21 protein-coding genes and 1 tRNA gene are annotated in these 19,288 nt (G+C 72.0%); 10 read left to right on the top strand and 12 right to left on the bottom strand.

Annotated elements, in window-relative coordinates:
• The first annotated feature begins 139 nt into the window (after positions 1–139).
• The 4 genes from LL239_RS00375 (at position 140) to mmuM (ending at position 3,871) form a co-directional block, all read left to right on the top strand.
• Positions 140–1,141: a LacI family DNA-binding transcriptional regulator gene (locus LL239_RS00375; protein WP_228161453.1), complete on the top strand. Its 1,002-nt coding sequence runs from the start codon at positions 140–142 to the stop codon at positions 1,139–1,141.
• Positions 1,142–1,267: 126 nt separating this feature from the next.
• Positions 1,268–2,380 (top strand): glycerate kinase family protein, encoded by a 1,113-nt coding sequence (locus LL239_RS00370; protein ID WP_228161452.1) that lies wholly within the window; start codon positions 1,268–1,270, stop codon positions 2,378–2,380.
• 142 nt (positions 2,381–2,522) lie between these two features.
• Positions 2,523–3,032 (top strand): MarR family winged helix-turn-helix transcriptional regulator, encoded by a 510-nt coding sequence (locus tag LL239_RS00365; protein ID WP_228161451.1) that lies wholly within the window; start codon positions 2,523–2,525, stop codon positions 3,030–3,032.
• Positions 3,029–3,871 (top strand): homocysteine S-methyltransferase, encoded by an 843-nt coding sequence (gene mmuM, locus LL239_RS00360; protein ID WP_228161450.1) that lies wholly within the window; start codon positions 3,029–3,031, stop codon positions 3,869–3,871. Before LL239_RS00365 ends, mmuM begins: the two co-directional genes overlap by 4 nt.
• A 19-nt stretch (positions 3,872–3,890) precedes the next feature.
• Here mmuM and LL239_RS00355 read toward each other — a convergent pair whose 3' ends face one another.
• Positions 3,891–4,814: a hypothetical protein gene (locus LL239_RS00355; protein ID WP_228161449.1), complete on the bottom strand. Its 924-nt coding sequence runs from the start codon at positions 4,812–4,814 to the stop codon at positions 3,891–3,893.
• A 65-nt stretch (positions 4,815–4,879) separates the two neighbouring features.
• Positions 4,880–5,353: an Lrp/AsnC family transcriptional regulator gene (locus tag LL239_RS00350; protein WP_228161448.1), complete on the bottom strand. Its 474-nt coding sequence runs from the start codon at positions 5,351–5,353 to the stop codon at positions 4,880–4,882.
• A 152-nt stretch (positions 5,354–5,505) separates the two neighbouring features.
• Between LL239_RS00350 and ald the strand changes: the two genes are divergently transcribed.
• On the top strand, positions 5,506–6,591 hold the full coding sequence (ald, locus tag LL239_RS00345; RefSeq protein ID WP_228161447.1) for an alanine dehydrogenase: 1,086 nt from the start codon (positions 5,506–5,508) through the stop codon (positions 6,589–6,591).
• Between the two features lie 16 nt (positions 6,592–6,607).
• On the opposite strand, the gene LL239_RS00340 is transcribed toward ald, so the two are convergent.
• Positions 6,608–7,288 (bottom strand): response regulator, encoded by a 681-nt coding sequence (locus tag LL239_RS00340; RefSeq protein WP_228161446.1) that lies wholly within the window; start codon positions 7,286–7,288, stop codon positions 6,608–6,610.
• Positions 7,285–8,877 carry a sensor histidine kinase gene (locus LL239_RS00335; protein ID WP_228161445.1) on the bottom strand — a complete coding sequence of 531 codons (1,593 nt, stop codon included), beginning with the start codon at positions 8,875–8,877 and terminating at the stop codon, positions 7,285–7,287. Before LL239_RS00335 ends, LL239_RS00340 begins: the two co-directional genes overlap by 4 nt.
• 146 nt (positions 8,878–9,023) lie before the next feature.
• On the opposite strand from LL239_RS00335, the gene LL239_RS00330 reads away from it, so the two are divergent.
• Entirely contained in the window at positions 9,024–10,472 is a 1,449-nt protein-coding gene (locus LL239_RS00330) for a cation:dicarboxylate symporter family transporter (protein ID WP_228161444.1), read from the top strand.
• Positions 10,469–11,299, top strand: coding sequence for an aldolase/citrate lyase family protein (locus LL239_RS00325; RefSeq protein ID WP_228161443.1), 831 nt, complete (start codon positions 10,469–10,471; stop codon positions 11,297–11,299). Before LL239_RS00330 ends, LL239_RS00325 begins: the two co-directional genes overlap by 4 nt.
• 46 nt (positions 11,300–11,345) lie before the next feature.
• Here LL239_RS00325 and LL239_RS00320 read toward each other — a convergent pair whose 3' ends face one another.
• From LL239_RS00320 to LL239_RS00305, 4 genes are all read right to left on the bottom strand, one after another.
• Positions 11,346–11,906 (bottom strand): DnaJ family domain-containing protein, encoded by a 561-nt coding sequence (locus LL239_RS00320; protein ID WP_228161442.1) that lies wholly within the window; start codon positions 11,904–11,906, stop codon positions 11,346–11,348.
• A gap of 290 nt (positions 11,907–12,196) precedes the next feature.
• Positions 12,197–13,105 (bottom strand): oxygenase MpaB family protein, encoded by a 909-nt coding sequence (locus LL239_RS00315; protein ID WP_228161441.1) that lies wholly within the window; start codon positions 13,103–13,105, stop codon positions 12,197–12,199.
• Between the two features lie 40 nt (positions 13,106–13,145).
• Positions 13,146–13,673: a hypothetical protein gene (locus LL239_RS00310; RefSeq protein ID WP_228161440.1), complete on the bottom strand. Its 528-nt coding sequence runs from the start codon at positions 13,671–13,673 to the stop codon at positions 13,146–13,148.
• A gap of 2 nt (positions 13,674–13,675) precedes the next feature.
• Entirely contained in the window at positions 13,676–14,083 is a 408-nt protein-coding gene (locus LL239_RS00305; RefSeq protein ID WP_228161439.1) for a DUF4383 domain-containing protein, read from the bottom strand.
• Between the two features lie 272 nt (positions 14,084–14,355).
• Between LL239_RS00305 and LL239_RS00300 the strand changes: the two genes are divergently transcribed.
• On the top strand, positions 14,356–14,784 hold the full coding sequence (locus LL239_RS00300; RefSeq protein ID WP_228161438.1) for a YdeI/OmpD-associated family protein: 429 nt from the start codon (positions 14,356–14,358) through the stop codon (positions 14,782–14,784).
• Positions 14,785–14,833: 49 nt separating this feature from the next.
• Complete coding sequence (locus LL239_RS00295) at positions 14,834–15,448, top strand: asparagine synthase (protein ID WP_228161437.1); 615 nt, start codon at positions 14,834–14,836, stop codon at positions 15,446–15,448.
• Positions 15,449–15,482: 34 nt separating this feature from the next.
• Here the strand turns inward: LL239_RS00295 and LL239_RS00290 are convergent, their stop codons facing one another.
• Both LL239_RS00290 and LL239_RS00285 read right to left on the bottom strand, forming a co-directional pair.
• Positions 15,483–15,827 (bottom strand): hypothetical protein, encoded by a 345-nt coding sequence (locus tag LL239_RS00290; RefSeq protein ID WP_228161436.1) that lies wholly within the window; start codon positions 15,825–15,827, stop codon positions 15,483–15,485.
• A gap of 222 nt (positions 15,828–16,049) precedes the next feature.
• Positions 16,050–16,122: transfer RNA gene (locus LL239_RS00285), tRNA-Arg, on the bottom strand.
• 146 nt (positions 16,123–16,268) lie between these two features.
• Here LL239_RS00285 and LL239_RS00280 point away from each other — a divergent pair.
• Positions 16,269–17,765 (top strand): L-serine ammonia-lyase, iron-sulfur-dependent, subunit alpha, encoded by a 1,497-nt coding sequence (locus tag LL239_RS00280; RefSeq protein WP_228161435.1) that lies wholly within the window; start codon positions 16,269–16,271, stop codon positions 17,763–17,765.
• A gap of 21 nt (positions 17,766–17,786) precedes the next feature.
• Here LL239_RS00280 and LL239_RS00275 read toward each other — a convergent pair whose 3' ends face one another.
• Together LL239_RS00275 and LL239_RS00270 are read right to left on the bottom strand one after the other, a co-directional pair.
• Positions 17,787–18,218 (bottom strand): MarR family winged helix-turn-helix transcriptional regulator, encoded by a 432-nt coding sequence (locus LL239_RS00275; RefSeq protein ID WP_228161434.1) that lies wholly within the window; start codon positions 18,216–18,218, stop codon positions 17,787–17,789.
• 236 nt (positions 18,219–18,454) lie between these two features.
• A complete protein-coding gene (locus LL239_RS00270) occupies positions 18,455–19,084 on the bottom strand; it encodes a histidine phosphatase family protein (RefSeq protein ID WP_228161433.1) in 630 nt (209 codons plus the stop codon).
• Between the last annotated feature and the right edge of the window lie 204 nt (positions 19,085–19,288).

Below are 19,288 nucleotides of genomic sequence, written 5' to 3'. Positions count from 1 at the left end.
CCTCACGGGATGCTCCGGTGTTCGGCTGCGATGCCGATCGTTCACACCCGGGTGTGCGGCCCGAGTTCCAGAAGTGTCACCCGGGGGGCGTGCGTCGTCAAACGTTTTCGAAAATGATTTCTACGACTAGTGTCGACGCGTGAACAGACGCGCGACCATCCACGACGTCGCCGCCGCCGCGGGGGTGTCGGTGGCCACGGTCTCCAAGGCCGTCAACGGCCGGTACGGGGTGTCGCCCGAGACGGTGGCGCGCGTGCTCGACGCCGTGGAAGCGCTCGGCTACGAGTCCAGCCTGGTGGCGAGCAGCATGCGCGCGCGCCGTACCGGGGTCATCGGCGTCCTCGTGGCGGACATCGAGCCGTTCTCCGCGGAGATCCTCAAGGGAGTAGGCGGGGCCCTCTCCGACACCGGTTACGACCTCCTGGCCTACACCGGTGCTCGCCGCGACGGCGAGGGATGGGAGCGGCGCTCGCTCAGTCGTCTGAGCGGCACGCTCATCGACGCGGCGATCCTGGTGACGCCCACGGTCGTGAACGTCGTCAGCGAGGTGCCCATCGTCGCCGTCGACCCGCACACCGGCCGTGCCGACCTGCCCACGGTCGAATCCGACAGCTACACCGGGGCGCAGCAGGCCGTGCACTACCTCGCGCAACTCGGCCACCGCCGCATCGGCTTCATCGCCGGTCGCCCGGACCTGCGGTCGGCGGTGGCGCGCGCCTCGGGGTACCGCGCGGGTCTGTCGGCGGCCGGCATCCCGTTCGATCCCGCGCTGGTCGGCGTCGGCCGATACGAGCAGGACGTCGCCCGCGAGGCCGCGCACGCGATGCTCGCCCTGCCTGACCGCCCCACCGCCGTCTTCGCCGCGAACGACCTCTCGGCCCTGTCGATCATCGAGGTCGCGGCCGAAAGAGGCCTGCGCGTCCCCGAGGATCTCTCCGTCGTGGGCTTCGACGACGTGCCCGAGGCCGCCCGTGCCCAGCCCGGCCTCTCGACCATCCGACAGCCGATGAAACGGCTCGGAGCCGAGGCGGTGCGCATCGTGCTGGCCCTCCTCTCGGGCGAAGAGCTGCCCGAGACGCACGTACAGCTGCCCACGCGCCTGGTCATCCGCGCCACGACAGCGCCGCCTCCGCCGCGCTGACGCGTTCGCTTCCGGCCGAGTGTCCAGGACACGCCGTCCGTGGCCGTCCGTATCGGCGTGTCCTGGACACTCGTCGGTGTGCGCCATCGACGTCTGTCGTGAAAAGTCGCCGAGTAGGGTCGGTGCGTGACGCGCGTGCTGTTCGCCCCGGACGGGTTCAAGGGGTCGATCTCCGCCGCCGACGCGACGACCGCGCTCGCCGCGGGGTGGCGCTCCGTGCGCGGCGGCGACGACATCGTGGAGCTGCCGATGGCCGACGGCGGAGAGGGAACCCTCCGCTCGTTCCTCAGCGCCGTGCCCGGCGCGCGACGGATGCCGCTGACCGTGACGGGTCCGCACGACCGGGAGGTCGCGGCATCCTGGGTCCTGCTCCCTCCCGCGGCGGACGCGCCGGACGGCACCGGGGTCGTGGAGCTCGCGTCGACCTCGGGAATCGAACTGCTTGGCGGCGCGCGGCGCCCGTTCGACGCCGGTACCGGCGGGTTCGGTCAGGCGATCGCGGCGGCGCTCGACCACGGCGTCTCGCGGCTCGTCCTCGCGATCGGATCCAGCGCGTCCACCGATGCCGGGTTCGGCGCCCTCACGGCCCTCGGCGCCCGGATCACGGATGCCGAGGGCCGCGACATCGTGGCCGGCCTCCGCGGCCTGCGCACCGCCGTGCGCCTCGATCGCTCGGGGCTGCGCGCCCTGCCGCCGGGCGGTGCCGTCGTCCTCACCGACGTGCGCAGCCCCCTCACCGGCGCGGCGGGTGCGGCGCGGGTCTTCGGGCCGCAGAAGGGCCTCGGGCCGGCCGACATCGCCGACGCGGACGCGGCGCTCGCGCGGGCGGCTTCCCTGCTCGGCATCGACGCCACCCTGCCCGGCGCGGGAGCGGCCGGTGGCACCGGCGCCGCCCTGCGGGCCTGGGGTGCCGAGCTGGTCCCGGGCGCCGAGCGGGTCGCCGACCTTCTCGGCCTGGCCGACGCGGTGGCCGCCGCCGACGTCGTGGTGACCGGGGAGGGGGCGTTCGACGCCAGTTCCGCCACGGGCAAAGCCCCGGCGCGGGTGGGGGCGCTGGCCCGAGCGAAGGGGCGTTCCGCGGGACTCGTCGCGGGGCGGATCACACCGGATGCCGACACGTCGGGCTTCGCCGCGGCCGTCGCGCTCGTCGATCTGGCGGGGTCGGCCGGGGCGGCGCTCGGCGACCCGGGCCGCTGGCTCACCGCCGCGGGCGCGGAGCTCGCGCGGCGCTGGGGGTGATCCCGCGCGGCGGGTCAGTCGTCCCCGTCGGGTCGCGCGATCCGGAGATCGGGGCGGGTATGCCGAGCCCCGAACCCACAATCGGGGCCCGAAACGCCCGGACCGGGGCCGACACGCCCCGCCGCTCCGGTACCGTCGTGGTGTGTCCCCTGTCTCCAGCAGCAAAGACGACGAGGTCGATCTCCTCATCGACGCCTGGTCGCAGCTGCTGCCCGATGTCGACCTGACCCCGCTCGACGTGATGTCGCGGCTGCGTCGCGCCGCGTTCCACCTGTCCAAGCTCCGCGCCCGGGCCTTCGCCAGCGCCGACATCGCGGTGTGGGAGTTCGACGTCCTCGCGGTGCTCCGCCGGGCCGGGACCGAGCTCAGCGCCACCCGCCTGATCTCGGCGACCATGATCGGCAGCGCGGCCATGACGAACCGCCTCGACAAGCTCGCCGACCGCGGCCTCGTCAACCGTCGCCCCAACCCCTCGGACGGGCGCGCGATCCTCGTCGCCATCACCCCCGAGGGCATCGAGCGCGTGGACGCCGCCATGACCGAACTCGTCCGTCTCGAGGCGGAGGCCCTGCGCGATGTCAGCCGCGCCGACCAGGGTCTGCTCGCGCGGGTGCTCCGGGTCCTCGCCGCCGGCGAGACCCACGAGGCGTGATCGATCTCGTCACGCGCCCCCTCGTTCTGGACGGGGGTCTGGGCACGCTGCTCGAGAGCCGCGGCAACGACGTGTCGTCCTCGCTCTGGTCGGCGCGGGTCCTGCGCGACGACCCCGACGAGGTGCGCGCCGCGCACGCGGAGTTCGCCGCCGCGGGCGCGGATGTCCTGATCACCGCCTCGTATCAGGTCGGGTTCGGCGGCGAGATCCCGGATGCCGACGTCGACGCGCTCCTGCGGCGCTCGGTGTCGCTCGCGCGTGAGGCGGGCCGGGCGCTGGTCGCGGCATCCGTCGGTCCGGTCGGCGCGCTACGGGCGGACGGCAGCGAGTACACGGGCGACGACGGTCTCGACCTGGGCCGGCTGCGGGCGTTGCACCGACGCCGCCTGGCCGTCCTCGCCGACGCCGGCGCCGATCTGCTCGCGGTCGAGACCCTTCCCTCCGCCCTCGAGGTCGAGGCGGTCGCGCTCGAGCTCGAGGGCCTCGGCGTGCCGGCGTTCGTGAGCCTGTCCGCCGACAGCACCGGGTTCGTCGCCCCCGGCGCTCTGGCCGGCGCTCTGCGCACCGCGGCATCCGTTCGAGGTGTCGTCGCCGTCGGGGTCAACTGCTGCCGCCCCGCGAGCGTCGTTCCGGCGCTGGCCGAGGCGCCCGCCGTGCCGCTCGTGGCTTACCCCAACACGGGGGAGCGGTGGGATGCCGCGACCCGCGGGTGGCGCGGCGGCGCGGAGCCGCTGGCCGAGGCCGCCCCCTCGTGGGTGGCCGCGGGCGCGCGGCTCGTGGGCGGCTGCTGCCGCTCGACCCCTGCCGACATCGCCGCGATCGCCGCCGCGGTCAGGTGATCCCGGTGCCGATGGCGGGTCAGCCGGGCTCGGTCCGGCCGCGCGGGGCGGTGCGCTCGGCCAGGAGCGCGATCTCCTCGGAGCTCCAGCCGAAGCCGTTCTGCAACTGATCGCCCAGCGTGGAGAGCGCCGACGGCAGCGCGGTGGCGACGCCGTTTCGGACGTCGACGGCGCGATCGTCGAGGGCGTGGGCCGCCACCCGCATCTCGTTCACGAGCGATCTCAGGCGATCGACGCCGTAGGCCCTCGCGACGAGCTGCGCGTCGCCGACCACGATCACCGACAGCTCGCGGGTGTCGCTGTCCGACGTCCGGCCGGACGAGCGCAGCGACAGGATGATGGCGAGCCCGCAGGCCAGGACGATGAGGATGGCGACCGCGGAGCCGATCTCGAGGGAACGGAACACCGCTCCCACCGGCCCGACCCACCCGGTCGTCGCGCCCACCACGGCGCGGGCCGTCGAGTAGGCGGCGTACGCTCCCATGGCCACGGCGAGGAGTCGTGCGGGTCGTCGGGGTGCCACGCGGGAGCGGGCGGCAGCGATCGCGCAGACGCCGCACACCACGGCGAGGATCGCAGCCTTGACGATGAGTGACACGTCCTCGCTCGTGATCGCCGTGGACGCTCCGGTCGCGACCGCGGTCGCCGCCACCAGCCCGAGGGCGGCACGGCGGCGGCGCACGGACAGCGCGGCGACGGCGACGGCCATCGTGCCGGAGGCGAGCACCATGCCGGCGTCCGCGACGACCAACGCCGGTCGCGCGCCGTCGTACCGGTGCACGACATACATCACCGTCGATCCGATCGAGAAGATCCCCGCCATGGTGGCGTACCGGACGAAAGTGGTGAAGGGCACGGGCGCCGAGGCCTTCGGAAGGGCGATGCCCACGACGGCGATGGCGACGCCGATGGACATCGCGGCGAGCCCGATCGTCAGCAACACTGCTCTGCCCCCTCGCCGGTGCGGTGGTTCGCGGTCACGTCACCATATCGGCCGGGACGCGCCGTTCAGTCGAAATCTGCGGCGAGGGCGTTGCGGTGGTACTCGAAGATGATGCTCGTGCGGGTGGATGCCACGCTGTGCCGCGCCGACAGCTGATCGACGACGAAACGGCGTACGGCCGAGGAGTCGTCGACGGCGATGTGCACGAGGAAGTCGTCCGCGCCGCCGAGGAAGAACAGCTGGATGACGTCGGGATGCCGCCGGATCTCCTGCGCGAACGCGCGGATGCTCTCGTGCCGCTGCCCGGGCCGGAGGGTGACCCCGACGATCGCCTGCAGTCCGCGGCCCAACCGGCTCTGGTCGACCGCGGCGTGGAAGCCGGTGATGAGGCCGCGCTCGACGAGACCCCTCACCCGGGCGTGGGCGGTGGAGGCAGCGACCCCGAGAGCGTCGGCGAGAGCGGCGTTGGTCATCCGGGCGTCCGCGGAGAGCAGCTCGATGATGCGCGCGTCCAGCGGGTGCAGGTCGTCGTCGGGCATCGCAGATCCTTCGGTTCGACGATCGAGAGAAGGGCGTCACGCTCGACGATACCGCCGCGATCGCGATTCATGCCGAAGGATCTGCGGAGTTACGTCGCGGAAACATTGTTTCCTGCGATTCTTCCTGCCACGACCAGTCCGAGGAGAGACCGATGCGCATCGCCGTGCCCACCGAGATCAAGAACAACGAGAACCGTGTCGCGATGACGCCCGCCGGTGTCGACGCGCTCGCCCGCCGCGGTCATGACGTCCTGGTTCAGGCCGGTGCCGGCGAGGGGAGCGGATTCTCCGACGAGCAGTACCGTGCGGCGGGCGCGGAGATCGTCGCCTCGGCCGAGGAGACCTGGGCGCGTGCCGAACTCCTGGTCAAGGTCAAGGAGCCGATCGCCCCGGAGTACGGGCACCTCCGCTCCGACCTCACGCTCTTCACCTACCTGCACCTGGCGGCGGATCGGCCGCTCACCGATGCCCTCATGGCCGCGGGGACGACGGCCGTCGCGTACGAGACCGTGCAGACCGCGGATCGCGCGCTGCCGCTCCTGGCACCCATGAGCGAGGTCGCCGGGCGCCTGTCGATCATCGAGGGCGCGCACCACCTGCTGCGCGCGTCCGGCGGTCGCGGCCTGCTGCCCGGTGGCGTTCCCGGGACTCCAAAGGCGAAGGTCGTCGTCATCGGCGGCGGTGTCGCCGGCGAGCACGCCGCGGCCAACGCCCTGGGGCTCGGCGCGCACGTCACCGTCATCGACATCTCGCTGCCCAAGCTGCGCCTGATCGAGGAACGCTTCGGCGGCGCGATCCAGACCCGCGCGTCGACGCGTCTCGAGATCGCCGAGCAGCTCGCCGACGCCGACCTGGTGATCGGCTCCGTGCTCATCCCGGGGGCCGCGGCGCCCAAGCTCGTCACCGACGACATGGTCGCGGCCATGAAGCCCGGCTCGGTGCTGGTCGACATCGCGATCGACCAGGGCGGCTGCTTCGAGGGCTCCCGACCGACCACGCACGACGCCCCCACCTTCCGCGTCCACGACTCGCTCTACTACTGCGTCGCGAACATGCCGGGTGCGGTGCCCGACACCTCCACGCGCGCCCTCTCCAACGCCACGCTCCCGTACATCACCCGCATCGCCGACGCCGGCTGGGAGGCCGCGGCATCCGCGGATCCCGCTCTCGCGAAGGGGGTGAACGTCCGGGCCGGCGTCGTGGTGAACGAGGGCGTCCGCGCCGCCTTCGACCTCTGACGCGGGCTGCGATGCGTCAGGCGCGCACCCAGGCGTAGGTGATCTCGGGGCGCCCGGGGCCGCCGTAGCGCGGCTCACGGCGTACCCGGCCCGCGTCGGCCAGGTGCTCGAGGTACCGCCGCGCGGTGACGCGCGACATGCCCTCGCGTTCACCGACCTCCGTCGACGACACCGCGCCCGGTGCCGTGCGCACGTGGTCGGCGACGGCCTGCAGCGTCTCGTCGCTGAGACCTTTCGGCAGCGACGGCGCCACCGTGCGCAGCGATCCGAGCAGCGCATCGACCTCCGACTGGGTGGCGTCCCCCGCTGCCCGGTCCAGTCCCTCGACGTACGTGCGGTACGCCTCCAGGCGCTCGCAGAACGCGGCGAACGTGAACGGCTTGATGAGGTACTGCACGACGCCGGTCGACACCGCGGCGCGCACCGTCGCGGCATCCCGCACCGCCGTCACGGCGATGATGTCGACACCCGCGCCCATCGCGCGCACGCGCCGGGCCACGTCGAGTCCTCCGCCGTCGGGCATGGTCATGTCCAGCAGCACGAGGTCGATCGGGCGGTGGGGGTCGGCGATCGCGGTGAGCGCGGCGCGGGCCCCCGCGGCCTGGCCGACGACCTCGAACCCGGGGACGCGCCCCACGTACGCGGTGTGCAGCTCGAGGGCGAGGGCGTCGTCGTCCACGACGAGGACCCGGATCATGTCGTCACCGCCTCGACGGCTGCCGGGAGCATGACGCGCACGGTGGTGGGTGTGCCGGTGACGTGGAGGGTCCCCCCGTGGGCCGCGACGATGTCGCGCACGAGGGCGAGCCCCACGCCGCGGCCGCCGGGGGACGCCGCCGGCTTGGTCGAGGCGCCGAACGCGAACGGATCCGTGAGCGAGGGATCGAAGCCCGCTCCGCTGTCGCTGACCTCGATCGCGACGTCCGGCCCCGTGCGCGTCAACGACACGCGAACCCAGTGCCCGTCGGTGCCGGACGCCGCGGCATCCATCGCGTTGTCGACGAGGTTGCCCACCACCGTCACCGCTTCGGCCGCAGCCAGCGGCAGCGGGGGAGTGGGCTCGTCGACATCGAGGTCCAGGGTGACGCCGCGCTCCGCGGCCTCGTCGAGCTTGCCGAGCAGCAGTGCCACGACGACGGCGCCGTCGTTGCCCGACACGAGGCGGTCGGCGAGATCCTGTCGACCCTCCGTGGATGCCGCGATGAGCTGCCGCGCGTCGTCGATGCGGCCGAGCTCGAGCAGGGCCAGCAGCGCGTGGAGGCGGTTGCCGTGCTCGTGCGTCTGCGACCGGAGGGTCTCGCTCAGGGTGCGCACTCCCTCGAGCTCGCCGAGCAGCGCCTGCAGCTCGGAACGGTCGCGCAGGGTCATGACGCGTCCGCGCTCGGGGGCGCGACGCCCCGCCAGGTCGCGCGCCTCCTCCTGGTTCACCAGCAGCACGCGGTCTCCGGTGACGACCGTCTCCTCGACCATCCGCCGACCCGTGGCGATGGCGTCGGCGAGCCCGGCATCCATGTCGATCCCCCGCGGGTCGAGGCTCACCTGCCCGCGCGTGGCGGGCGGGAGACCGAGGAGGTCGGCGGCCTCGTCGTTGTAGAGCACGATGCGACCGCCGCCATCGGTCACGACGAGGCCCTCGCGCAGGGAATGCAGGACCGTCTCGTAGCTCTCGACGAGTCGGGCGAGTTCGCGCGGTGTGTACGACCCGGTCACGCGGCGGGCGCTGCGACGGACGTAGAGCGCACCGAGGATGCCGATGCCCACGATGCCGGCCGCGGCCACCACGATGAGGGGCACGCGCGCGGCGAGATCGGCCTGCACCGCGGTGAGGGTGACTCCGACGGAGACGAGTCCGACGATCTCGCCGTCGTCGGCGCCGTCCGCGCGGATCGGGACGATCGTGCGGACCGAGGGCCCCAGAGTGCCGCCGTACACCTCGGTGAACGTGCGCCCGGCGAGCGCCTCCTCCCGCGAGCCCAGGTACGGCTCGCCGATCTCGGAGCGGTTGCGGTGGGTCAGCCGGATGCCGTCGGGGGTCATGATCGTCACGAACGACAGGTCGGCGTCGGAGAGGATCGCCTCGACCATCGGCTGCAGGGTGTCGGAGTCGCGGGCGCGCACCAATGCCGCGACCTCGGGTTCGTGCGCGAGGGTCTCGGCCACGGAGCGCGTGACCTGCTGGGCCTGGCGCTGTCCGGATTCCGACAGCTGCGCCGACATGAGTGCCGCGAGCACGCCCGCGACCAGTACGACGACGCCCAGCGACACCATCGCCAGCCGTCCGCCCACGCTCAATCGCACGCCGTGCCCTTTCCGGTCTGCCGTGAACAATACGACCACAAATCGCCCCGGACGCGGCGCTCGGCCAAAGTCAGGACGTCGCCGGCGACCCCGCCGGACTCAACGAAGACGTTAGGAAAAAGGGGAAGTCGCAGATGTCTCTCTCACTCCGTACCACGCGCGACGGTCGTCCGCGCAGGAAGATCGACCGCAACCACTGGCTCTACATCGCCGTCATCGTCGCCGTCGTCGCCGGCATCGTCGTCGGTCTGACCGCGCCGCAGTTCGCCACCGCCCTGGAACCCCTCGGCAAGGGCTTCGTCAGCCTCATCAAGATGATGATCGCGCCGGTCATCTTCTGCACGATCGTCGTCGGCATCGGATCGATCGCGAAGGCCTCGACGGTCGGCAAGATCGGCGGCCTGGCCCTGGTCTACTTCCTCGTCATGTCGACCTTCGCCCTCGGCATCGGCCTGCTCGTCGGCAACATCATCCACCCCGGCGAGGGCCTGAACATCGCCGGTGCGACGTACGAGGCGGCCCCCGAGGCCACCACGACGCAGGACTTCATCCTGGGCATCATTCCGACGACGTTCTTCTCGGCGTTCACCGGCGGCAGCATCCTCCAGGTGCTGTTCATCGCCCTCCTCGTCGGCTTCGCCCTCCAGGGCATGGGCGAGCGCGGCGCGCGCATGGTCGAGGGCATCCGCAACTTCCAGGCGCTCGTGTTCCGCATCCTCGGCATGATCCTGTGGCTCGCCCCGATCGGTGCCTTCGGTGCCATCGCCGCGGTCGTCGGCAAGACCGGCTTCGGCGCGGTCATCAGTCTCGGCATCCTGATGGGCGCCTTCTACCTGACGTGCTTCCTCTTCATCGCGGTGGTCCTGGGCGTCCTGCTCTACGTCGTCACCCGGGTGAACATCTTCTCGCTCATGAAGTACCTCGGCCGCGAGTACCTCCTCATCGTCGGCACCTCGTCGTCCGAGGCCGCGCTGCCCCGCCTGATCGCCAAGATGGAGCACCTGGGCGTCTCCAAGCCCGTCGTGGGCATCACCGTCCCGACGGGTTACTCGTTCAACCTCGACGGCACGGCGATCTACCTCACGATGGCATCGCTGTTCATCGCGACGGCCATGGGCGCGCCCATGTCGATCCCGGAGCAGATCGGTCTGCTGATCTTCATGATCATCGCGTCCAAGGGCGCGGCCGGAGTCACCGGTGCGGGCCTGGCGACCCTGGCCGGCGGTCTCTCCGCCTACCGCCCCGACCTGGTCAACGGCGTCGGCGTCATCGTCGGCATCGACCGCTTCATGTCCGAGGCCCGTGCGGTGACGAACTTCACCGGCAACGCCGTGGCGACCCTGCTCATCGGCGCGTGGACGAAGCAGTACGACCGGGAGCGCGTCGGCGAAGTTCTCGCGGGCCGCATCCCCTTCGATGAGACGCTCCTCACCGGGCACGATCACTCGGCCACCCCCGCGGCGGATGCCAAGGAGGAGGCCTCGGCCGAGGCGAGCACCGGACCCGCCCGGGTCGACACGCAGGCTTTGAACGCCTTCCGCGCCCAGGCGGAGGCGGAGGCGGCGGCCCGGAGCCGTTCGTGAGCCTCACGCATCTCTCGGCGGGGGCGGCTTCGGCCGTCCCCGCCCCCGCGCGCGTCGACGTCGCTCGCACGTGGCTGCTGCGTTCGCCGCTGGCCGCGGGCGGCGACACCGCCGCCGACGTGCTGGTGCTCGACCTCGAGGACGGGCTGCCGGCCGGACGCAAGGCCGAGGGGCGCGAGCGCGCCCGCCGTGCGGCCGAGGCGTCGCCGGCGTGGCTGCGCATCAGCGCCGCCGGCACGCGTGACGGCGAGGCCGACCTGGCCCTGTGCCGAGAGCTGGGCGATCGGCTCGCGGGCGTCGTCCTGGCCATGTGCGCGGGGCCTGCCGATGTGGCCCACGTCGCGGCATCCCTCCCGACGGGTATCCCGATCGTCGCGATGATCGAGTCGGCCGCCGCCCTGCTGTCGGCCCCCGCGATCGCCGCGCACCCCGCGACACGTCGCCTGGCGTTCGGCACGGGGGACTTCCGCCGCGACACCGGGATGTCCGCCGAACGCATCGCCCTGGCATGGCCGCGGGCGCAGCTGGTCGTCGCGTCGGCGGCGGCCGGCATCCCCGGGCCGATCGACGGACCGTGCGGGCAGATCGAGCAGGCTCAGGATGCCGCCGAGCATGCGGCGGCGATGGGGTTCACCGGCACACTGGCGCTGCGGGATGCCGCGATCCCGGGCGCGCACGCCGGCTTCACCCCCACCGCCGCCGAGGTCGAGGCGGCCCGAGCCGCGCTGGCCGCCGTGCCCGACGGCCCCGTCGACGGTTCCTACGCGCCGACCCTGGCGCGTGCCCGCGCGCTCGTCTCGCGCGCCGAGGCCCTCGCAACGCTTTGATCCCGGCGGACCACCTCGCGCTGCGCACGGGGCGGTGCGGCGGAGGTCACCGCGACCGGAACCACCGGAGGCGCCGCCGCATGGGCGGCGGCGGCGAGGCCGCAGCCTCGCGCGCGCGGCGACGGGCGGACCACGCCGCCAGTTCGGCATCCACGTCGACCGTCGGCGTCACCACCGGCGGGCCGCCGAGCAGCTGTCGGCGGGCCTCGACGACGCGACGGTTGAAGTCCTCCAGAGCCTCGCGAACGTCCGCCTCGCGCGAGAACGCGTCCATGCGATCGGCGAGTTCGGCGTGCTCGACGCGCAGCGTCAACGCGGGCGGACCCAGGCCGCTGAGCTTCTCGCTCTCGATCTTGCGGCGGATCCACCAGTCGGGGTCGTGGCTGTCGCCGAGGTTCGTGAGGGGCTTGCCCGCACCCGGCAGGTCGTCGAAGTCGCCGCGCCGGATGGCCTGCTGGATCTGGGTCTCCACGTAGGCGGCACGTGCCGCGGCGGTCGACCCGCGCTCGGGCGCGGAGGTCTTCTCGGGCTCGGGCTCGATCCCGGCATCCCGCAGGCATCGATCCAGGCGGTAGCGCTCCGCCGCCTGCCTGGGGTCGTCGCTCATGCCGCCTCCGCCGTGTGCTCGGGTCCTTCCAGGCTACGTCGGCGCCGGGCGGGTGGCGCCGGCAGCCCGCGTCGGCGCCGGTCCTGTGGCGGCGGCAGCCCACGTCGGCACCGGGCGGGTGGCGCCGGCAGTCTGCGTAGCACCGGGCGGGTGGCGCCGGCACCGCGTAGCGGCGGGTGGGTGGCGCCGGCAGGCGCAGCTCCGGCGGAATCGCCCCGCGCCGGGCGTGGATGCCGGACAACCGGGGTGCTGCAGGAGTCGTGCCCGAGGGAGCCCGTGGACGTCCGGGCTTACAGCCCGAGTCGGCGCAGCCGCAGGCGCGCCATGTCCTGTGCGCGCGGGCCGGAGCCCAGCGCGCGCTCGGTGATCCGCAGGATGACGCGGGTCGCGGTCTTGACCGGCAGCCAGGAACGCCGCACGCCCAGCATGCGGCGCAGGCGCGGAGGGAACGTCGCCACGGCCGCGGCGAACAGCACGCGGTACGCGACGCCCATGAGCCCGGTGAAGGGGGGTCTGCGCAGGAACCGCACGACCTCATCGACGCGCGCGTCCCGGCGCAGTTCCCCGCGGTCGAGGAAGCCGTCGAGCTCCGCGCGCAGGGCGGTCTCGCTCGTCGGCGGGTCGGGGATGCGCATGAGCCGGCCGGCGGTGGCCCAGTCGGCCACGTACGCGTCGGGGCCACCGGGGATCGTCCCGCCGTAGGCCTGATGGCTGCGCAGGAACGCATCGGTGAAGGCGAGGTGCACCCAGCGGACGAGATCGCCGTCCTCAGCGGTGTACGTTCGCGTGGATCCGTCGCCGGAGCGGTATTCACCGTGGACACGACGGTGGAAGCGGCCGACGCGCGCGGTCTCGGCATCCGCCTGGGTCTTCGATCCGTACGTGAGGGTGATGACCCACCGGACCGTGCCGGTGAGGCGCCCGATGGGGTCTTCCCGGTAGCGCGACCAGTCGTGCACCCCCGCCAGGGCGCCCGGGTGCAGCGCCTGCAGGAGCAGGGCCCGGATGCCGGCCACGAGCGTGCCCATGCCCGCATGAACGGTCCACGCGGGACCGTTCTCGGCGAAGTAGCCGCCGTCGTCCCCGTCGGCGATCGCCCGGACGTAGGGGGCCATCCCGGTCGGATCTCCGGCGAGGGCGGTGAGCAGCTTCGCGCGCAGACGAGCGACGGGCGCGGGGACCGGAGGTGGGGACGTCACCGTTCCAGCGTGCCATCCGGCCGGAGCCGGAGGGCCGGGATCAGTGGTCGTGCGTGACGACGGGGACCGTGCCGTCATCGCCGATCAGGACCGCGTCCTGCGTGGCCCCGAGGGCCGGGGTGACGACGACGGCGATGACCGACGCGGCCACCATGAGACCCAGCACGCTGATCGGCTGGGCGGCGCGGGGATCTTCGCCCGCACGCCCGCGCCGACGAACGCGCGCCGCGACCGCGGCCCCGACGACGATGAGCAGCAACGCCGCCGCCGCGACGGCGATGACGCTCGTGTGCGAGGGCAAGACGAAGACGAGGGCGGTGGAGGTGAGCAGCCCGCCCAGCACCCCCACGAGCGTCGCCCGCGGGGCCACGAGGCGCCCGAGGGCGAGCACCGCTCCACCCCAGACGAGCGCGGCCACCCCGAGGACGACCAGGCCCGCTCCGAGGCCGCGCGAGGCGGCCCCGGAGTTCGGGCCTGTGATCGCGCCCGCACCGAGTGCGGCCAGGATCAGCCCGGCCCCCCATGCGGACACGGAGGGCCACGACCGGACGAAGGTCGCGGCGTTCACGCTCAGACCGCCGCGGTGCGGGGGACGTTGCGCTCGGTGCCGAGGCCCACACCGAGCAGCACGACGGCGCTGGCGAGGTGCAGGAAGTGGTCGGGCACGTTCAGGGCGAGGATGTTCGCGGGACCCGTGAGGAAGAACCCGACGATGCCCAGCAGCAGGTACACGGCCCCGACGGCGATGTTGACGCCCTTGGCGGCGCGGACGTTGGCGAGACCGGCCACGAGCAGAGCGGCACCGATGAGCAGGTGCGCGATGTTGTGCAGCGGGTTGACCTCGAAGATGCCCAGAAGCAGGCCACCCTCGTTGGCGATGAATCCGACGCCGCCGGTCACGGCGAAGCCGAGCAGACCGACGAGCAGGTAGACGGCGCCGAAGACGGTGGCGACGATGCGGTTCGGTGACGAGCTCATGATGAACCTCCCAGAGTTCTGACAGCGACCACTCGGCCGCCTTCCTCACATCTTCGGAGAGACTGGTGGATTCGGATTGGGCTTTGCGGCGTGCGGCCTGATCCGGTAAAGGGCGACGGCCCGCGCTCGATCCCCGGAAACGACAGAAGGCCCCCGAGTACTCTCCGAGGCCCTCCGTAACGAATCCGACCATACGGAGGCGAACGGGGTGTGACGTCGGGATTGCAATTCCGCCACTGTTCGCCTACACGCGGGTCTGGCACACTCGCCGCATGAGGTCTGAGACGACGTTGTTCCAGACCGGCAACAACACCGGCATCGAGGTGCCCCCCGAGGTGGTCGAGGGGCTCGGTGGCGGCAAGCGGGCCGCGGTCACCGTCGACGTGAACGGATACGTGTACTCCAGCAGTCTGGCGGTGATGGGCGGACGTCACCTGATCCCGTTCTCGGCAGACCGGCGAAAGGCCACCGGGCTCGCTGGAGGCGATCCGATCACGGTCGAGCTCACCCTGGACACCGCCGAGCGCACGGTGGAGGTTCCCGCTGACCTTGCCGCGGCGCTCGAGGCGGCGGGTGTTCGTGCCGCGTTCGACGCGCTCGCTCCCAGCGCGCGCAAGGCCCATGCCGGGAGCGTCGCCGAGGCGAAGGCTCCCGAGACCCGCGCGCGCCGCATCGACAGGATCGTCACCGCCCTGGCCTGACGGCGACTCGTCGGCCTGGCGCGGACGATAGCCTGGAGCGGGAGGTCGTGTGGGCCGGACGAAGGATGCCATCGCTGAGGGGCTGTCGATCGCGACGGCCGCGGCGCGGCTCTCCGTACGCAATCGCATCCTCGTCGAGACCATCGCTCGCGGCGGGCACTTCGACGGTGCCCTCTTCGCCGAGTTCGCCCGTGAGACGCTGCGTGCGCTGGCCGCCGAGCAGGATCAGGCCGCGGACCGGGTCACGCAGCAGCGAAAGCGAGCGTGGGGACGTTTCTCCGACTCGTCGGGCACACACGACTACCGCGACCGCGACACCCGTAACCTGCGCCGTCGCGCTCGCCAGTCGCGCGGTGTCGCCAAAGAGCTGCGCGATTTCGCGGACGACGCCGAGCGGGTCGACGGTCTCGTCGCCGCAGCGCGTGCGGCTGCGTGGGGGGACGTCGAGGCGAACCTGGCGAAGCGACTGGACGTGGAGGGGATGACGGCGGATGCCGACCCCGACTACGCCACGATGCGACGGGCACGCATGGATGCGCTTCGCATGGTCGATCTGGCCCGTCTCGCCTCGCAGGCGAAGAAGCGGGTGAAGGAGCAGTCGGCAGCTGCGTCCGACGTCGGATCGACGCCCTCGGACCCGAAGAAGAAGTCGGCTTCGTCCTGATCCGCGATCCGTCCCCGCGGGCGACTTGCGAGAGCTACCAGGAGCCCGGCGACACGTCGCCTCGCGCGGGTGGCTCGAAGACCGCGACGCGGTGCGGGCGACTCTCGTCGATGCCGGCGGGCCGGCCGGTTCGCGGCATCGGAGTCGTCGCGCACGAGGTGTCGTGGGTCTCGCGGTGCATGTGCCAGAGCACCGCCTTCAATGCGTCGAGGTCGGGGTAGGCCCCCAGGATGCGGGCATCGTCGTCGAACGCCGACCACTCGCCATCGGCGCCCCGGTGGGCGAATCCGAAGATGCGTCGGGAGCACGCCCCGAGGATGAAGTCGTCCTCGAACGACTTCCAGGAAATGTCGGCCGACGGCCGCCTGATCCCGAACATGGGAAGCTCCTTTGCCTGCCCGTGTGAGTCTTGGCGACAAGATTGGCGGGACAGGACCGACGGAGAGATGCGGGTGCGGGCGCGTCTGCGTGATTCGGCCGAAAGTCAGCGCGCGAGGAACATCCGAGCGCGTGCGGCGACGGCGCGGATGCCGGCGAGACAAGAAAAGCGGCCCGGTACAGATTCCTCTGTGACCGGGCCGTTCACTGTCTCAACACAGTGTGCGCCCGAAGGGACTCGAACCCCTAACCTTCTGATCCGTAGTCAGATGCTCTATCCATTGAGCTACGGGCGCAGGGCCTCCGCGCGAAACGGCGCGCAGGCCGTGGTCCAGCATAGACGGGAACCGTGCCGAGGTCTAATCGGCGTGAACGCGGCCGTATCCCGGGCGTGGCGGGCGCGTGTCGGGACGGTGAAGCAGGTCGGACGTACGCTGGAGCCATGAGCGCCTACGTCTCGGCGTTCGAGCTGTTCTCCATCGGAGTAGGACCCTCGAGCTCCCACACGGTCGGCCCCATGAGGGCCGCCGCAGAATTCGCCGCACGGCTGCGCTCCACTCGGATGCTCGGGAACGTGGCGTCCGTCTCCTGCGCTCTGTACGGGTCGCTCGGTGCGACCGGGATCGGGCACGGCACCCCCGACGCCGTCGTCGCCGGGCTCCAGGGGCTCGCGCCCGAGACGGTGGATCCGGATGCCGTGCGCCGAGCATGGTCGGACTGGCCCGACGGGCGGGAGTTGACGCTCGCCGGGAGCCATCGCATCCCCTTCTCCAAGGACGACATCGTCCTCGCCCCCCGCACGCGACTGCCCGGACACCCGAACACCATGACGCTGTTCGCGCGCGACGCCGACGGGGCGATCCTCGCCGACGAGACGTATTACTCGGTGGGCGGAGGGTTCATCCGCCGCGAGGGGGAGGCGACGCGGGTGACCGCTGCACCCGTTCCGTTCCCGTACGCCGACGCGGCCGCGCTCCTCGCGCTGTGCGACGAGCACGGCATCACGATCGCCGAGGCCGCGCGGCGCAACGAGGAGGCGCTGCGCTCGGACGAGGAGATCGCCGAGGGCCTCGACCGGATCTGGGATGCCATGGCGGCCTGCGTGGACGCCGGACTCCACAACGACGGTGTGCTGCCCGGCATCCTGAAGGTGAAGCGTCGCGCGTCGGTGATCCGCGCGCAGCTCGAGGCGAACCAGGCCGAGGGGCATCGGGAGCTGCCGGGGGAGTGGCTGGGCGCCTTCGCGCTGGCCGTCAACGAGGAGAACGCCGCCGGCGGGCGCGTCGTCACCGCCCCGACGAACGGCGCGGCCGGCATCCTGCCCGCCGTGGCGATGTACTGGTGGCGATTCCTTGCCGACTCGGGGCTGGGCGTCGGTAACGCCGTCACGCCGCACGGCGAGCTGGTCGGCAGTGCGCTGATGGGCTTCCACGGCCAGGCCGCGACGCGTGGCGGGGCGGCGGATCGGGACGACGCGCTCGTCGCCGAGGCCAATCGGCGCCGTGGAATCCGCAGATTCCTTCTCACTGCTGCGGCGCTGGGCTCACTGTTCAAGAACAACGCCTCGATCTCCGGCGCCGAGGGCGGATGCCAGGCGGAGGTCGGCTCCGCGTGCGCCATGGCGGCGGGTGGGTTGACGGCGGTGATGGGCGGTACCAACCGACAGATCGAGAACGCCGCCGAGATCGCGATGGAGCACCACCTCGGGCTCACGTGCGACCCGGTCGGCGGGCTCGTGCAGATCCCCTGCATCGAGCGGAACGCGATCGCCGCATCGACCGCCGTGACCGCTGCACGCCTGGCGCTACGCGGAGACGGCACGCACTACGTGTCGCTCGACACCGTGGTCGAGACGATGCGGCAGACCGGCATCGACATGTCGACGAAGTACAAGGAGACGAGCGAAGGGGGCCTCGCCGTCAACGTCATCGAGTGCTGACGCGGCGGCCGGGCCACCGAATCAGCGCTCGTCGCGAAGCTTCGCCGTCAGGGCGTGCAACTGCGCGAGCTCGGCGTCGTCGAGACGCGCCATGCGGTCGGCGATCGAGGTGGCGTGGGTCGCCGCCAGACGGCGGAATGCGAGGGCGCCGGCCTCCGTGGCGGTGACGAGCGACCCGCGTCCGTCCTCGGGGTCGGCGCACTTGGTCAGCAGGCCACGGGCGACCATGCGCTCCACCAGGCGCGAGACGCTGGGCTGGCTGATGAGCATGTTGGCCGTGACGTCGCGGAGGCGTGCGGTCATTCCGTGGCGACGAGTCACCGTCAGCAGTACGTCGTACTCGGCCTGCGAGAGCTCGGAACCTTCGAAGTCGTTGCGCAGATCCTCAAACACCTCGTGCTGCGCGCGGAACAGGCTCTCCCAAGCCCGGACGGCGAGGCGACGATCGGTCATGCACTCAGGGTAGAGGCGACCGGGGGCCTCGGGGCGGCGCCACGTCCATGTCGATGAATACAGCAAGGGCCGGTCGAAGCGGCATCCGACCGGCCCTCTGCACCAAGAGTGTCCTGCAATCACATGTCGGTGGTCGCCACAGCAAAACAACCACCGCGCTCACACTCTATAACGGTGAGGTAACGAAGGGAAGAGGTCGTCGTGATCTTTTCGTGATGTTTGTTCCTCGGCGGCGGTCAGCGACCGCGCACGTGATTCCACTGCGTGATGACTTCGGAGCCGTGCTCGAAGCCCAACTCGCTCACCGCGGAGGTGCCCAGGACGAAGTAGCGCCCGCCCGCCGCGGTGAGGCCGAGCCAGACCCCGGCGAGCGCCCGGAGGAAGTGCGCGTGCGAGAAGATGAGCACCTGTTCGCCGGCGCGCACGCGCGGTCGGAGCTCGTCGAGAAGCGACTCGGCGCGCACCGTGACCTGCTCGACGGTCTCGCCCGGCGTCGCCCCGGCGGGCGCTCCGGCCTGCCAGATGGTCCAGGGGCGGCCGAGTCGTGCGGTGATCTCGGGGGTCGTGAGGCCCTCGTAGGCGCCGTAGTCCCACTCGACGAGACGCGGCTCGGGCTCGGCCTGTGGATAGCCCGCGCGGGCGGCGGTCTCGACGGCTCGCCGCAGCGGACTCGTGAGCACGAGGTCCCAGCGTCGGGTGGCCAGGAGTGTGCCGGCGAGCTCGGCCTTGTACGCCCCCGTCTCGGTGAGGGGGATGTCGGTCAGCCCGGTGTGGCGACCGGTGCGGCTCCACTCCGTCTCGCCGTGGCGGACGAGCACGAGGCGCCCGTCGGGATCGGTCAGCTCGGCGTCATTCACATGCCCCATCCTGCCGCCGTCGAAGCGGTGTCGGGGCGGAGGCGGCGAGAAAGGACGAAGGGCCGGTCGAGGAGTGTCGACCGGCCCTTATCCCTGCACCAGAGTGTCCTGCAATCACATGTCGGTAGCTGCCACAGCAAAACAACTACCGTGCGATGACTCTATAACGGTGAGATAACGAAGGGGAAGGGGATGCCGTTATCTTTTCGTGAT

It is taken from the genome of Microbacterium testaceum (genome assembly GCF_020781835.1).
Taxonomy (GTDB): Bacteria; Actinomycetota; Actinomycetes; order Actinomycetales; family Microbacteriaceae; genus Microbacterium; species Microbacterium testaceum_H.
Note: the sequence above shows the minus strand (reverse complement) of the source record. Positions and strands in the feature narration are given on the sequence as shown.